We start from the raw sequence: 14762 nt of genomic DNA on the forward strand, positions 1-14762 counted from the left end.
ATGAGTCCCGATCACCGGGGACTCACAGGAACCCGACAGCCGGCCCACAGGTTCAGCGGTTGGCGCGGTTCACGGCCGAGACGACCGCGCGCAGCGACGCCGTGACGATCGACGCGTCGATCCCGATGCCCCAGAACACCCGGTCCGAGATCGCGCACTCGATGTAGGACGCGGCGCGCGCGTCGTCACCCGGCGAGAGCGTGTGCTCGGAGTAGTCCAGGAGGCGCAGGTCGAAGCCGACGGTCGACAGCGCGTCGAAGAACGCCGCGATCGGGCCGTTGCCGCGGCCGGTGACCTCGTGCTCGTCACCCTCCACCTTGACGGTCGCGGTGATGTCGTATTCACCGTCGCCGTTGTCGGTGACGTGCTGGCGGATCAGCTCCAGCGGCGTCTTCAGCTCCAGGTACTCGGCCGAGAAGGCGTTGTACATCGTCGTCGGGTCGACCTCGCCGCCCTCGGAGTCGGTGTAGCGCTGGATGACCTTCGAGAACTCGATCTGCAGGCGCCGCGGCAGGTCGAGCTGGTGCTCGGCCTTCATGATGTAGGCGACGCCGCCCTTGCCGGACTGCGAGTTCACTCGGATGACGGCCTCGTACGTGCGGCCGACGTCCTTCGGGTCGATCGGCAGGTACGGGACCTCCCACGGGTACTCGTCGAGCGGCACGCCCTGCTTGTCGGCGGCGTCCTTCAGCGCGTCGAGGCCCTTGTTGATCGCGTCCTGGTGGCTGCCCGAGAAGGCGGTGAACACCAGGTCGCCGCCCCACGGCGAGCGCTCGGGGACCGGCAGCTGGTTGCAGTACTCGACGGTCCGCTTGATCTCGTCCATGTCGGAGAAGTCGATCTGCGGGTCGATGCCCTGGCTGTAGAGGTTCATGCCCAGCGCGACCAGGTCGACGTTGCCGGTGCGCTCGCCGTTGCCGAACAGGCAGCCTTCGATCCGGTCCGCGCCGGCCTGGTACCCCAGCTCGGCGGCGGCGATGCCGGTGCCGCGGTCGTTGTGCGGGTGCAGCGACAGGATCACCGAGTCGCGGCGCTCCAGGTTGCGGGACATCCACTCGATCGAGTCGGCGTAGACGTTCGGCGTCGCCATCTCGACGGTCGCCGGCAGGTTCAGGATCACCGGCTTCTCCGGCGTCGGCTTCCAGATCTCGGTGACGGCGTTGCAGACCTCGAGCGCGTAGGACAGCTCAGTGCCGGTGTAGGACTCCGGCGAGTACTGGAAGCGGAAGTCGGTGTCCGGCTGCTTCGCGGCCAGCTCGACGACCATTTCCGCGGCCTGCGTCGCGATCTTCTTGATGCCCTCGCGCTCCTCGCGGAACACGACGCGGCGCTGCAGGATCGACGTCGAGTTGTAGATGTGGACGATCGCCCGCGGCGCGCCTTCGAGCGACTTGAAGGTCCGCTCGATCAGCTCGGGACGGCACTGGGTCAGCACCTGGATGCTGACGTCGTCCGGGATGGCGTGCTCTTCGATGATCTCGCGGACGAAGTCGAAGTCGGTCTGGCTCGCGGCCGGGAAGCCGACCTCGATCTCCTTGTAGCCCATGCGTACGAGCAGGTCGAAGAACTTCCGCTTGCGCGCGGGCGACATCGGGTCGATCAGCGCCTGGTTGCCGTCCCGCAGGTCGACGGCACACCACAGCGGCGCGCGGTCGATGCGCTTCGTCGGCCAGGTGCGGTCCGGCAGGTCGATGTTCTCGACGAGGTCGTACCAGGGGCGGTAGCGGTGCACCGGCATGGACGTGCCGCGCTGGGTGTTCCAAGCGGGCTGGTCAGCGGGGGCGGGACGCGAAGGCTTGCGAATCTTGCTCATGCGAATTCGGGGTTCTCCAGCTAGACGGGTGCGACCGGCACCACGAAGCCCCGCGACGAGGAGCCGGTCCGGTCAGGCCCCGTCGCGGCAGCGAAGCAGGAGAGTACGCGCCACGCCCCCACCATAACCACGGAACGCGGGGTGAGGAAAGCCGGGCTGTTCTCCCGCCGTGGGTTACCTGTGGGTAGCAATCGGACGGTCGCCGTGCGAAACTGCGGACATGGGTGAGCACGCGGAGTCGTCTTCGGCATCGTCGTCGGAGGAGACGGAGACCCGGGTATCCCGCCGGGCCCCGGTCGACTGGCGCGCGACGGGAGGCCGGGTCGCCTCCATCGTGGCGTCGATCGTCCGCTGGGTGGGTCTGATCTTCGCGGCCCTGCTGGTGATCCACGTGATCTTCACGGTCGGTTCGGCCAACCCGGACAACGGGATCGTCTCGTTCGTGAAGTCCTGGGCGGACAGCCTGGCGCTGGGGTTCAGCGACCTGTTCACGCCGAGTGACGAGAAGCTGCGGGTGCTGGTGAACTACGGCATCGCGGCGATCTTCTGGCTCGTGGTGTCGGGAATCCTGGCGAAGGTGATCCGGCGGGTGGGCGGGGCTTCCTGATTTCGCCTAGCTCTCGGCGAGTTCGTCGAACACCCGATCGCAGATGTACCGGCGCCCGTAGTTCCCACCGGTGACCTCGCGGAGGAAGCCGGCCTCCTCCAGTTTCTTGATGGCGTTGGCGGCGGTCGGGTACGAGACGCCCAGGTTCGCCTGGACCTGCGGGACGGTCGTCATCGGGTAACCGATGATGTTCACCGCCAATTCATGGACGCTGCCCCGGGCGCCCGCACCCTTCATCGTTTCGATGACTTCCTGGGAAAACGTCATCAGGCTTCGGATGGTCGCCGCGGCCGCCAGTGCTCGTGCTTTCACCGCTTCGGCGAAGAATCGCACCCACGGATCGAAGTCCCCGGTCATGCTCACGGCGAGCAGGTGGTCGATGTAGGCCTCGCGGCGAGGCTCCAGCCACGGGGACAGGTTCAGGACAGGGTGCTTGAGCACTTGTTCTTCGATGAGCTGCAGGGTGATGACCAGCCGGCCGATCCGGCCGTTCCCGTCGCTGAACGGGTGCAGCGTTTCGAACTGGTAGTGACCGAGCGCCACTTTCACCAGTACCGGCATCTCCTGGTCGGCGTTGATCCACTTTTCCCAATCGCTCACGCCGTCGCGGAGCGGGTCGCCGTTGGGCGGCGGAACGAACCTCGATCGTTCGATTCCCCTGCCGCGGTCTCCGATGCAGACAAGCTGCTCGCGGAGCCTGCCCGCGTCGTAGGCGTCGCCACGCGTTCCCGCCACGAGAATCTGCTGGAGTTTCGACACCACCTGCAGGCAGATCGGCAGTCTCTCGATGAGATCGAGGCCGGCGAAAGCCGCTTGAACGTAGTTCTTTACTTCACGCACCTCCGCCGTCGGCTGATGACTTTCGACGTACTGGGCTTCGAGTACGTCGGCGTAGGGCGCAAAGGTTCCTTCGAGCGCCGAGGTGCTGACGGCTTCCCTGGTCAGGGACGGTCGCACCAGCAGCCCGGGATTGGGCAGCCGGTCGGCCAGGGCGTCCAGCGAGCCCAGGGCCCGGTCGGCCTCGCTGATGAGCTTGTACGTTCCCGGCGAGAGGTCGACTACGCTCGGCAGTGGAGCTGGCACGAAGGCGAAGTGGTTGTACGGCTGTTTGGTCCGGCCGTCGACACCGCTGATCGGCGCCAAGTGGCCGACCGGGGACTCCTTGAACGACTCTACCTGCACTTTTAAAGCTTAGCGCATGAAGCTTTAGTTTCGTCGCTGAGATCTGAGGGGTTCTTGCAATCGCCGGGTTGAAATGCAAGGTTTCGGCCAAAGCCTTGAGATCTCGCGCTGCGCCCGGCCGGTAGCCGCGATCACAAAGCCGGCGTGCCCCACTGGCCGGTGAACGCGAACTCCGCCAGCGGCACCCGCTTCCGCTCCGCCTTCTCCCGCTCCACCCGCCAGTCCTCCTCCAACACCTCCGCCGCTGCCGGCGACCCCACCGCGATCGCCACGCGAGGGACAGCGTCGTCAGGGAGACCGAAAGACTCGCTGACCTCGGCAGCCGAAAACCCCGCCATCTGGTGGGCGACCAGCCCCAGCTCCACCGCCTGCAGCACGAGGTTCTCCGAAGCCAGCCCCAGCCCGTACTCGGCGTACGGCACCGGCCCCTTCTCGTTCGTCGTCACCATCACGCCGATCAGCAGCAACCCCGCCCGGTGCGCCCACGCTCGGTTGCCCGAGTTCAGCGTCGCCAGGATCGCGTCGAACGACGGGGTGCCGCGGAGACCCACCAGGTAGCGGGCCGGCTGGGTGTTGCCGAACGACGGGGCCCAGCGGGCCGCCTCCAGGAGCGCCCTCACTTGCTCCGGACTCACCGAAGCAGACGCGTCGAGAGCCCGTGGGCTCCACCGCTCGGCCAGCACGGACGCGATCGGGACGCTCGTCACAGCCGGTTTCCGCATGATTGGGAAGGTACAGCGACGCGAAGCGTCTCCGTTGAGGGTGGCGGTGGGGGCATGGGAGGACGTACCCACCTAGTGCGCTGCATCACTCGGGAGGAAGGGCTCCGCGTATTTCCTTGGTGTTACGGAAGATTTACTTCCGAGGCGCCCGCACGAAGGGTCCGCCCCACGTCAAGAGGGTGGCGGGCCGCTTGAGCCCCGGTAGGCTCCACTCAAACATGGGACGCGGGGGCTCCTCGGTGCCCACCAGGGAGCAGACCCGGCCCGTCGAGGAGGTTCGGGCGTGGCCCTCGTGGTCCAGAAGTACGGCGGATCGTCGCTGGAAAGTGCCGACCGGATCAAGCGCGTGGCCGAGCGGATCGTCGCCACCAAGAAGGCGGGCAACGACGTCGTCGTGGTCTGCTCGGCGATGGGTGACACCACCGACGAGCTGCTCGACCTGGCGCAGCAGGTCAACCCCGCGCCGCCGGAGCGGGAGATGGACATGCTGCTCACCGCCGGTGAGCGCATCTCGAACTCGCTGGTCGCCATGGCCATCGCGGCCCAGGGCGCGGAAGCGTGGTCGTTCACCGGGTCGCAGGCCGGCGTCGTCACGACGTCCGTGCACGGGAACGCGCGCATCATCGACGTCACGCCGAGCCGCGTCACCGAAGCCCTCGAGCAGGGCTACGTCGCGCTGGTGGCGGGCTTCCAGGGCGTCGCGCAGGACACGAAGGACATCACCACGCTCGGCCGCGGCGGCTCGGACACCACCGCCGTCGCGCTGGCCGCCGCGCTCAACGCCGACGTCTGCGAGATCTACTCCGATGTGGACGGTGTGTACACGGCCGACCCGCGGGTGGTGCCGGACGCGAAGAAGCTCGACACCGTCACCTACGAGGAGATGCTGGAGCTCGCCGCCAGCGGCTCGAAGATCCTGCACCTGCGGTCGGTCGAGTACGCGCGCCGCTACGGCGTCCCGATCCGTGTCCGTTCTTCCTACAGTGACAAGCCGGGCACGACGGTGACCGGTTCTATCGAGGAGATCCCCGTGGAACAAGCCCTGATCACCGGTGTGGCGCACGACCGCTCCGAAGCCAAGATCACGGTCACCGGGGTACCGGACCACGCCGGTGCCGCGGCCCGGATCTTCCGCGTGATCGCCGACGCCGAGATCGACATCGACATGGTGCTGCAGAACGTTTCCAGCACCGTCTCCGGCCGCACCGACATCACGTTCACGCTGTCGAAGGCCAACGGTGCCGCGGGCGTCAAGGAGCTGGAGAAGGTCAAGGCGGAGATCGGCTTCGAGTCGGTGCTCTACGACGACCACGTCGGCAAGGTCTCGCTGGTCGGCGCCGGGATGCGCTCGCACCCGGGTGTCACGGCGACGTTCTGCGAAGCGCTGGCCAACGCCGGCGTCAACATCGAAATCATCAACACCTCGGAAATCCGGATCTCCGTGCTGATCCGCGACGCTCAGCTGGACGACGCCGTGCGCGCGATCCACGACGCGTTCGAGCTCGGCGGCGACGAGGAAGCCGTGGTCTACGCGGGGAGTGGTCGCTGATGGCGGAAGGGTTGCGGGTCGGGGTGGTCGGCGCGACCGGCCAGGTCGGCGCGGTGATGCGCAAGCTGCTGGCGGAGCGGGAGTTCCCGATCGCCGAGCTGAGGTACTTCGCTTCGGCGCGCTCGGCGGGTTCGACGCTGCCGTGGCGTGACGGCGAGATCACGATCGAAGACGCGTCCGTCGCGGATCCGTCCGGTTTGGACATCGCGCTGTTCTCCGCGGGCGGGTCGACGTCGAAGGCGCAGGCACCGCGGTTCGCCGCGGCCGGCGTCACGGTGATCGACAACTCCTCGGCGTTCCGGATGGACCCGGACGTGCCGCTGGTCGTCAGCGAGGTCAACCCGGCGACCATCAAGGAAGCGCGCAAGGGGATCATCGCGAACCCCAACTGCACCACCATGGCCGCGATGCCGGTGCTCAAGCCGCTGCACGACGAAGCCGGGCTGGTCCGGCTGGTCGCGTCGACGTACCAGGCGGTGTCCGGCAGCGGGCTGGCCGGCGTCGACGAGCTGGCCGGTCAGGTCAAGGCGGGCGCGGAACACGCGGCGCTGCTGACGCACGACGGCGCGGCGATCGAGTTCCCGGCGCCGAACAAGTACGTGCGCCCGATCGCGTTCAACGTCCTGCCGATGGCCGGGTCCATTGTGGACGACGGTGAGCTCGAGACGGACGAGGAGAAGAAGTTCCGCAACGAGAGCCGCAAGATCCTGAGCATCCCGGGTCTCGGCGTGTCGTGCACGTGCGTGCGCGTGCCGGTGTTCTCGGGGCACTCGATCTCGGTGAACGCGGAGTTCTCGCAGCCGCTGACGGTCGAGCGCGCGACGGAGCTGCTGGCCCACGCGCCGGGCGTCGAGCTGTCGGAGGTCCCGACCCCGCTGCAGGCGGCGGGCAACGACCCGAGCTACGTCGGCCGCATCCGCGCCGACCAGGGCGTCGAGGGCGGCCGCGGCCTGGCGCTGTTCATCGCCAACGACAACCTGCGCAAGGGTGCCGCGCTCAACGCCGTGCAGATCGCGGAGCTGATCGCCCAGCAGTGACCACAGTGGACGACTGAAACTCGCTTGGCGTTTCGCGGTGCCCGGGAGATCCTTGGCACCGCGAAACCATTTCCAGGGGAGGAAACCATGTACACCGCTGTCGAAGGCGCCCGCGTCCCGATCCGGATGTGGGCGGACCCCGCGTCGGTCGAAGACCAGGCCATGCGGCAGCTGCGGAACGTCGCCAACCTGCCGTGGGTGCACGGTCTCGCCGTGATGCCCGACGTGCACTACGGCAAGGGCGCGACCGTCGGCAGCGTCATCGCCATGCGCGACGCCGTTTCGCCGGCCGCGGTCGGCGTGGACATCGGGTGCGGCATGAGCGCCGTCCGGACGTCGCTCAGCGCGAGCGACCTGCCGGACGACCTCGGGAAGCTGCGCCGCCGCATCGAAAGCGCCGTGCCGGTCGGGTTCGGGCTGCACAAGACGCCCGTGAACCCCGCGAAGGTGCACGGCGTCGGCGGCTGGGACACCTTCTGGAAGGGCTTCGGCCAGCTGCACACCGGGGTCCAGGAGCTGCACGACCGGGCCGCGCGCCAGATCGGCAGCCTCGGCGGCGGGAACCACTTCATCGAGGTCTGCCTCGACGAGCCCGACGGCCGGGTCTGGCTGATGCTGCACTCGGGTTCGCGCAACATCGGCAAGGAGCTCGCGGAGCGGCACATGGCCGTCGCGCGCAAGCTGCCGCACAACGCGGACCTGCCGGATCGCGACCTCGCGGTGTTCGTCGCCGGCACGCCAGAAATGGCGGCTTACCGGCGTGACCTGTTCTGGGCGCAGGACTACGCGGCGCGCAACCGCGCCACGATGGTCGCGCTCGTGAAGCTGGCGCTGGCGGAGGTCGTGCCCGGCACGACGTTCGACGACGCCATCTCCTGCCACCACAACTACGTCTCGGAAGAGACGTACGACGGTGTCGAGCTGCTCGTCACCCGCAAGGGCGCGATCCGTGCCGGATCGGGTGACCTCGGGATCATCCCGGGCAGCATGGGGACGGGTTCGTACATCGTCCGCGGCCTCGGGAACGACTCGTCGTTCCAGTCGGCGTCGCACGGCGCCGGCCGCCGGATGTCGCGCACCAAGGCCAAGAAGATGTTCACGGCCGACGACCTCGCGGCGCAGACGGCGGGCGTCGAGTGCCGCAAGGACTCGGGCGTCGTCGACGAGATCCCGGCGGCGTACAAGGACATCGATTCGGTGATCCGGGCCCAGACGGACCTGGTCGAGGTCGTGGCGCACCTCAAGCAGGTGGTCTGCGTCAAGGGCTGAGCGGTACCTTGGCGCCATGACGAGGGGTGGAACGACGGCCGCGCTGCTGGCCGGGATCGCACTGCTGCTGAGCGGGTGCGACCAGGTCGGCAACGCGGTCGACGAGGGGTCGAAGACCGCGGACAAGGTGGGCGCGTGCACCGAAGCCCTCGGGCTGGCGGACCTGAACCCGCTGGTCGACCCGGACAAGCTGAAGGCCCGCGCCGCGGACAAGGAGAAGCGGCTGCGGGAGCTCGCGGGGAACGTCCAGGACCAGGACGTCAAGAACGCGTTGCTCGGCATGGCCGGTTCGTACGTCGAGGTGCAGAAGGAACGCATCGAAGACGCCGGCGTCGTGGCCCAGTGGGTGCAGCGCAACGTCAAGAAGCTCGACGCGCTCCGCCTGGCCTGCGGCGGCTAGCTAGCCCTCGGCCAGCGCCGGGACCGGCTCCGCCGCGGGTTCCGGCGTCCGGCGGTGGAGCAGGCCGGCCGCGGCGATCACCAGGCCGCCCAGGCCCGCCGCGGCGAAGCCCCACGCCGGGCTCGAGTGGTCGATCGCGAAGCCGACCACCGGGCTGCCCAGCGCCAGGCCGAGCCGCGTCGACGCGTCCTGCAGCCCCATCGCCTCGCCGCGAACCTGCGGCGGGGCGATCCGGCTGACCGTCTCGGTGGTCGCCGCGAGCGTCGGCGCGCAGACCAGGTTCGTCGGGATCAGCACCAGCATCAGCAGCCACCACGGCTGGTCCGCGAGCCCGACCGGCACCACCAGCAGCGCGAGCAGCAGCATCAGAACGCCTTGCGGCAGCGACTTCTTGACCGCGCCGTGCACGATGCCGCCGATGATCGACGCCGCGCACATCACCGCGATCACCAGCCCGGTCACGCCGATGTCGCCGTTCGCGCGCAGGGCCGCCAGCGTCGCCAGCTCGGTGCCGACGAGCACGAACAGCGCGCCGGCGGCGATCAGCAGCGTCGCCACGAGCCGGCCGGTGAGCCAGCTCCGCAGCGGCGGCCGGGTGGTGGACGCGCCGGGCTCCATGCTTTCGCGGATGGGCGGGTTGACCAGCCAGATCAGGAAGGCCGTGCCGCCGAAGAGCACGCCGAGCGCGGTGAGCGTGAAGGTCGGGGAGAGCGTCGTGATCGCCGCGATGCCCATCGCGGGACCGATCATGAACGTCGCCTCGATCGAGATCGTGTCGAGCGAGTACGCCGCGCGGCGCTCTTCGGCCGGGACGAGCGTGGCCAGTACCTGCCGCGCGAGCGAGCCCGCCGGCACCGAGAGCATCCCGGCCGGGATCGCGACGGCGGCGAGCACCTCGTACGGCAGGTGCGGCGAGGCGATCCAGAACACCGTCGTGCCGATCCCGCAGACGGCGACGATCGGACGCAGGCCGTAGCGGTCGAAGCAGCGTCCCAGCAGCGGCGCGCCGAGCGCCATGCCGAGGGTGACGCCGGCGCCGACCAGCCCGGCGGCGCCGTAGCCGCGGCCGAGTCCGGTGACGATGTACAGCGTCATCAGGACGCCGTTCATGGTCATCGGCAGCCGCGCCAGGAACATCAGGGCCATCGTCGAGGGGACGCGGGGGACGGAGAGCACCCGGCGGTAGGGCTGCAGAGGCACGCCCTCGATGAGAACCCAAGGTGGTACGCGCGTGCAACTTATTTCCCGTCACTCAGGGATTGGCGACGGAAGATTTTGAGAGTTACTATCATTTGGTAGTGACTACCAAATGGGGGTTCCTGTGACTCAGCTCTATCCGCGCAGGTGGTGGGCGCTCGGCGCGCTCGCCGTGAGCCTGCTGACCGTCGGACTCGACCTGACCGTGTTGAACGTCGCCGTGCCGACGCTCGCCGTCGACCTCGGCGCCACGACCACGCAGCTGCAGTGGTTCGGCAACGCCTACACGCTGGCGCTGGCCGCGCTGCTGCTGCCGGCCGGCCTGCTGGGCGACCGGTTCGGCCCGAAGAAGCTGCTGCTCGGCGCGCTCGCGCTGTTCGGGCTGGCCTCGCTGGGGTGCGCGTACGCCGATTCGCCCGGCCAGCTGATCGCGGCCCGCGTCGTGCTCGGCGTCGGCGCCGCGTTCCTCATCCCGCTCTCGCTTTCGCTGCTGAACATCCTGTTCCCGCCGGAGGAGCGGGCGAAGGCGCTGACGACGTGGGTGATGGCGACGTTCGTCGGCATCCCGCTCGGCCCGCTGCTCGGCGGCTGGCTGCTCGACCACTTCGCGTGGGGCTCGGTGTTCCTGATCAACGTCCCGCTGACCGTCGTCGGCCTGGTCGCGGTGCTGTTCCTGGTGCCGCTGACGCCCGGGTCGGGCCGGGGCGCGATCGACTTCACGGGCATCGCGCTCTCGGCGGCCGGGCTGGTCGCGCTGACGTACGGCTTCGTCTTCGCCGGCGAGCACGGCTGGGCCGACCCGGCGACGTACGGCCTGCTCGCGCTTGGCGTGGCGGTTCTCGCGGTGTTCTGCCGGCTGCAGACGCGGACGGCGACGCCGCTGGCCGACCTCGGGTTGTTGCGCGAGCCGCGGTTCGTCTGGGGTGCGGTGCTCGCGACGATGGCGTCGTTCGCGCTGATGGGCCTGCTGTTCGTGCTGCCGCAGCTGTTCCAGGCGGTGCAGGGGGCCGACGCGCTGGAGACCGGCGTGCGGCTGCTGCCGCTGATCGGCGGGATGCTGGTGTCGGCGAAGATCGCCGAGAAGCTGGTCGCCGCGGTGGGGGTGCGGGTGGTCGTGATCGCCGGGTTCGCGCTGCTCGCGACCGGGCTGGCCCGGGGTTCGACGACGTCGCCGTCGGACGGCTACGGCTTCACGGTCGGCTGGGAGCTCGTGATCGGCTTCGGCACGGGGTGCACGCTGACACCGTTGATGACGATGGCGATGGGCGCGCTCACCGAGGGGCGTTCGGGCGCCGGCTCGGCCCTGATCCAGGTGCTGCGCCAGGTCGGCGGCACGATCGGCGTCGCGGTGCTGGGCACGGTGCTCAACAGCGTTTACCGGGCCGGCGTCGCCGTGGACGGCCTGCCCGCGCCGGTCGCCGAAGCGGTGCGAGGCAGCGCGTCGGGCGCGGTCGCCGTCGCGGCGAAGCTCCACCTGCCCGCGCTCGCCGACTCCGCGCGGGTCGCGTTCACCGACGGCATGGCGGCGACGCTGTGGGTCTGCGCCGGGCTGGCCATGGCCGGCGCGCTGCTCGCGGTGCTGTTCCTGCCCAGGCGGGCGGACGTCGGGACCCAGCGGCGAGAATCGGAGCATGACGTCGTCGCGATCTGAGCCCATGGGGCTGCGGGAACGGAAGAAGGCCAAGACGCGGGCCGCGATCCAGCGGCACGCGTTGCGGCTGTTCCGGGAGCAGGGCTACGCCGCGACGACGGTCGACCAGATCGCCGCGGCGGCGGAGATCTCGCCCAGCACCTTCTTCCGGTACTTCGCGACGAAGGAGGCGACGGCTCTTTACGACCCCATCGACCCGGTGTTCATCGAAGCGGCGATCGGCCAGCCGGCCGAGCTCGGCCTGATCGCGGCGATGAGGGGAGCCGTGCGCACCGTCCTCGAGCAGCTGTCCGAGGAGGAGATGGCGGACGTCCGCGAGCGCCAGCTGCTGGTGTTCCGCGAGCCCGAGCTGCGCGGCGCGATCATGGACCAGTTCGCCGAGGGCATCGACCTGATAGCGGGAGTGGCGGCCCAACGCACGGGCCGCACCCCGGACGACTTCGAGGCCCGCAACTGGGCGGGAGCGGTGGTGGGGGTCCTGCTGTCGGTGTTCGTCCAGGCGGCGAGCGACCCGGGGGCCGACTATCTGGTGGACCTCGACAAGGCGCTGGTCCACCTGGAGGCGGGCTTGCCGGTCTGACGCCTGGCTCGGCTCGCGGCGGCTCGGCTCGGGTGCGCCGGCCCGACTGGGGTTCGTGGCCGGCTCGGTGCTTTGCGATTGCCGCTCCCGCCGCGGCTCGCGGGGTGCGGTGGCCTGCCTGGGTTGGCGAGTGCCGCCCCGCTGCGGCTCGCGGGGTGCGGTGGCCTGCCTGGGTTGGCGAGTGCCGCCCCGCCGCGGCTCGCGGGGTGCGGTGGCCTGCCTGGGCTTGCGAGTGCCGCCCCGCCGCGGCTCGCCGAGTGTGCTGGCCAGGCTGGGCTCGCGAGTGCCGCCTCGCCGGGTGTGCTGGCCCGCCTGGGCTCGCGAGCGCCGCCCCGCCGCGGCTCGCTGGGTGTGCTGGGCTCGCGAGTGCCGTCCACCCGGCGGCTCACCTCGCCCGGGGTCCGCGGCCGGCCGCCTGGCTCGCGAGGGTGCCCTGCCGCGGCTGACCGTCGGCGACCGACCCGCCGCCCGCGGTGCCGTGGTCGGCGCGCCGAAGCCGCGTCCCGCACCACCCCGATCGGTCGGCCAGCTAGCCCTCCCGGTGCGCCGGAAAGCGGTCTCTCCCCAGCCACCCGCCGCCCGTTTTAGGAATAGATTTCGCATTCCGCCCCCGACCAGGGGAGAACCTTGTGGGTGGCGAAACCCGCATCGGAGAAGCCCCGACTGGAGCAGTCCCGACACGCGGTCCGACGGAGTGATGAAGCTAAAAGATCACCGTTTACACCCGCGTGAGTGACCGAACCGCTCTACAGTGGACGTTCGCTACCAGCAGTAACGGAGAGAATCGATCAGGATGATCTTCGGGGGGATGGGCAAGGTTTCGACGTTAATCAATTGCGGTCGAGTTCGCCGCTCCCGCATTCGGCACGTAAGGGTTAGAAAACGTCTCTAACCGGTGATCGGGTGGCTTATCTCCGATACGGCGAGTATCGCTTTAACCCGTCAGGTCTCCCGAGGCCAGGAGGTAGGAAATGAAAGGCAAGTTCGGGCGGTCCATCGCCCTCGTAGCCGCGAGCAGTCTGCTGGCGGTCGGAATGGCGGGGATCGCCTCGGCGAGCCCGGAGGGGGGCAAGGGTTCCTCCAGCACCCAGGCCCTCGCCGCACAGGTGCTCCAGATGCGTGACGACCTGACCAAGGTGGCTTACGCGGGCAACGTCGGTGCCACGCGGGCCGACCTGGGACAGATGAGCCCGGTCCTCGCGGACATCGCCGCCGGTAAGCGCTACACCGTCCAGACCGACACCGAGCAGCTCGCCGGCCTCGCGAAGGGGCGCGCGGACGAGTCCAACCGGCTCCTGACCGACCCGACGGCCAAGGCCCGCCAGCTGCCGCCGTTGCCGCTGCCGATCCCGTCGCTGCCGGACCTGCCCGGTCCGCTGAAGATCGTCAGCGACCTGGTCAAGGCCCTGCTGGGTGCCGTCACCGGCATCCTCGGCGGTCTGCTCGGCGGCCTCCCGGTGCCGCCGCTGCCGGTGCCGCCGCTGCCCGCACCGGCGGGCTGAGCCGGAACCACTGAAAACAGGGGGGCCCGGAGCCCGGCCGCGGACATTTCTCCGCGCCGGGCTCCGGGTTCGTTCCGGCCGGGGAACTCAGTCCCGTATGGACAGACCCTGCCGCAGCGCGCCCGCCATCTCGGCCAGCGCCTCGCGGAACCGGGTGCCCACGCCCGTGAAGTTGATGAACCCGTGGATCAGGTCGTCGTGCCGGCGCAACGCCACCTCGACGCCCGCCTCACGCAGCTTCTCCGCGTACGCCTCGCCCTCGTCGCGCAGCGGGTCGAAGCCCGCCGTGACGACCAGGGCCGGCGGCAGGCCGCTCAGGTCGTCCGCGCGCAGCGGGGAAAGCCGCGGGTCGGTCAGGTCCGCGCCCTCCGGCACGTAGTGGCCCTCGAACCACTTCATGTGCACGTCGGTCAGGAACAGGTTTTCGGCGAACAGGTCCTGCGAGCGGTAGCGCCGCGCGAAGTCCGTCGCCGGGTAGATCAGCAGCTGGAACGCCGGCACCGGGCCACCGCGGAGCACGGCCTGCTGGGCCGTCACGGCGGCCAGGTTGCCGCCTGCGCTGTCGCCGCCGACGGCGATCCGCGCGGGGTCGGCGCCGAGGTCGCCCGCCTTCGACACCGCGTACTCGAACGCCGCCAGCGCGTCCTCGGCGGCCGCCGGGAACGGGAACTCCGGCGCGAGCCGGTATTCGATCGACAGCACGCGCACCCCGGCGTGCTTGGCCAGGAACCGGACGGCGTTGTCGTGGCTCGCGCGTGTCCCGATCACCCAGCCGCCGCCGTGGAAGAACACCAGCAGCGGGGACTTCTCGGGCAGCCCGACCGGCGTGTAGAGCGTCGCGGGAAGGTCGCCGTCCGGCGTCGGTACCGCGATCTCCCGCACCGAAACCGGCTCGATCGGCTTGCCGCTGACCAGGTGCCGCCCGACGTCGAGCAGGGCGCGCGACCGCTCCACCGAGCCCTGCACCAGTTCGGCGCCCGCGAGCTTCTGCAGCCGGAGCAGCAGCTGGGCGTCGAGGGCGAGGTCCTGGCCGTCGAGGCGCACCGGGCGGCCCGCGAACGCCCGCCGCAGCGGCCTGGGCAGCCAGAACGCGAGCTGGGACGCCGCGGCCTGGACGCGGACCGGGAGCGGGATCGCCATCTTTGCCTCCTGAGCGTCGGTGCCGTCCGGGATGTTACTCGTCAGTAGGTAGCAGGTCCAGCTGTGACGCGGCCCTCGGTCCCAAAGTCTGGATATCCACTTAAGTGGAGGGG

General features: G+C 69.8%; 13 protein-coding genes. 8 read left to right on the plus strand and 5 right to left on the minus strand.

Going from position 1 to position 14762, the window contains the following annotated elements; translation table 11 throughout:
• Window positions 1–52: 52 nt before the first annotated feature.
• A complete protein-coding gene (gene leuA, locus ACZ7PG_RS20570; protein WP_470240605.1) occupies window positions 53–1813 on the minus strand; it encodes a 2-isopropylmalate synthase in 1761 nt (586 codons plus the stop codon).
• Window positions 1814–2033: 220 nt separating this feature from the next.
• On the opposite strand from leuA, the gene ACZ7PG_RS20575 reads away from it, so the two are divergent.
• Window positions 2034–2420 carry a hypothetical protein gene (locus ACZ7PG_RS20575; RefSeq protein ID WP_470240606.1) on the plus strand — a complete coding sequence of 129 codons (387 nt, stop codon included), beginning with the start codon at window positions 2034–2036 and terminating at the stop codon, window positions 2418–2420.
• Between the two features lie 6 nt (window positions 2421–2426).
• On the opposite strand, the gene ACZ7PG_RS20580 is transcribed toward ACZ7PG_RS20575, so the two are convergent.
• Window positions 2427–3602 carry a Fic family protein gene (locus ACZ7PG_RS20580; protein ID WP_470240607.1) on the minus strand — a complete coding sequence of 392 codons (1176 nt, stop codon included), beginning with the start codon at window positions 3600–3602 and terminating at the stop codon, window positions 2427–2429.
• Window positions 3603–3733: 131 nt separating this feature from the next.
• Window positions 3734–4324, minus strand: a complete 591-nt coding sequence (locus ACZ7PG_RS20585) for a nitroreductase family protein (protein ID WP_470240608.1) — start codon at window positions 4322–4324, stop codon at window positions 3734–3736.
• Window positions 4325–4607: 283 nt separating this feature from the next.
• On the opposite strand from ACZ7PG_RS20585, the gene ACZ7PG_RS20590 reads away from it, so the two are divergent.
• The 4 genes from ACZ7PG_RS20590 to ACZ7PG_RS20605 all read left to right on the plus strand — a co-directional run bounded on the left by ACZ7PG_RS20590 (window position 4608) and on the right by ACZ7PG_RS20605 (window position 8579).
• The gene (locus ACZ7PG_RS20590; protein ID WP_155547864.1) at window positions 4608–5873 is read left to right on the plus strand and encodes an aspartate kinase; all 1266 of its coding nucleotides are present in this window, start codon (window positions 4608–4610) and stop codon (window positions 5871–5873) included.
• Complete coding sequence (locus ACZ7PG_RS20595; RefSeq protein ID WP_470240609.1) at window positions 5873–6910, plus strand: aspartate-semialdehyde dehydrogenase; 1038 nt, start codon at window positions 5873–5875, stop codon at window positions 6908–6910. Before ACZ7PG_RS20590 ends, ACZ7PG_RS20595 begins: the two co-directional genes overlap by 1 nt.
• 87 nt (window positions 6911–6997) lie before the next feature.
• Window positions 6998–8179 (plus strand): RtcB family protein, encoded by a 1182-nt coding sequence (locus ACZ7PG_RS20600; protein ID WP_470240610.1) that lies wholly within the window; start codon window positions 6998–7000, stop codon window positions 8177–8179.
• A gap of 16 nt (window positions 8180–8195) precedes the next feature.
• Entirely contained in the window at window positions 8196–8579 is a 384-nt protein-coding gene (locus ACZ7PG_RS20605) for a hypothetical protein (RefSeq protein WP_470240611.1), read from the plus strand.
• Here the strand turns inward: ACZ7PG_RS20605 and ACZ7PG_RS20610 are convergent, their stop codons facing one another.
• A complete protein-coding gene (locus tag ACZ7PG_RS20610; protein WP_470240820.1) occupies window positions 8580–9716 on the minus strand; it encodes an MFS transporter in 1137 nt (378 codons plus the stop codon).
• A gap of 184 nt (window positions 9717–9900) precedes the next feature.
• On the opposite strand from ACZ7PG_RS20610, the gene ACZ7PG_RS20615 reads away from it, so the two are divergent.
• The 3 genes from ACZ7PG_RS20615 to ACZ7PG_RS20625 all read left to right on the plus strand — a co-directional run bounded on the left by ACZ7PG_RS20615 (window position 9901) and on the right by ACZ7PG_RS20625 (window position 13509).
• Window positions 9901–11427, plus strand: coding sequence for a DHA2 family efflux MFS transporter permease subunit (locus ACZ7PG_RS20615; protein ID WP_470240612.1), 1527 nt, complete (start codon window positions 9901–9903; stop codon window positions 11425–11427).
• Complete coding sequence (locus tag ACZ7PG_RS20620; RefSeq protein ID WP_470240613.1) at window positions 11408–12007, plus strand: acyl-CoA-like ligand-binding transcription factor; 600 nt, start codon at window positions 11408–11410, stop codon at window positions 12005–12007. Before ACZ7PG_RS20615 ends, ACZ7PG_RS20620 begins: the two co-directional genes overlap by 20 nt.
• Before the next feature lie 971 nt (window positions 12008–12978).
• Entirely contained in the window at window positions 12979–13509 is a 531-nt protein-coding gene (locus ACZ7PG_RS20625; RefSeq protein WP_470240614.1) for a hypothetical protein, read from the plus strand.
• 87 nt (window positions 13510–13596) lie between these two features.
• Here the strand turns inward: ACZ7PG_RS20625 and ACZ7PG_RS20630 are convergent, their stop codons facing one another.
• Window positions 13597–14649, minus strand: a complete 1053-nt coding sequence (locus ACZ7PG_RS20630) for an alpha/beta hydrolase (RefSeq protein ID WP_470240615.1) — start codon at window positions 14647–14649, stop codon at window positions 13597–13599.
• Window positions 14650–14762 lie beyond the last annotated feature (113 nt).

It is taken from the genome of Amycolatopsis sp. NPDC114504, from assembly GCF_055633595.1.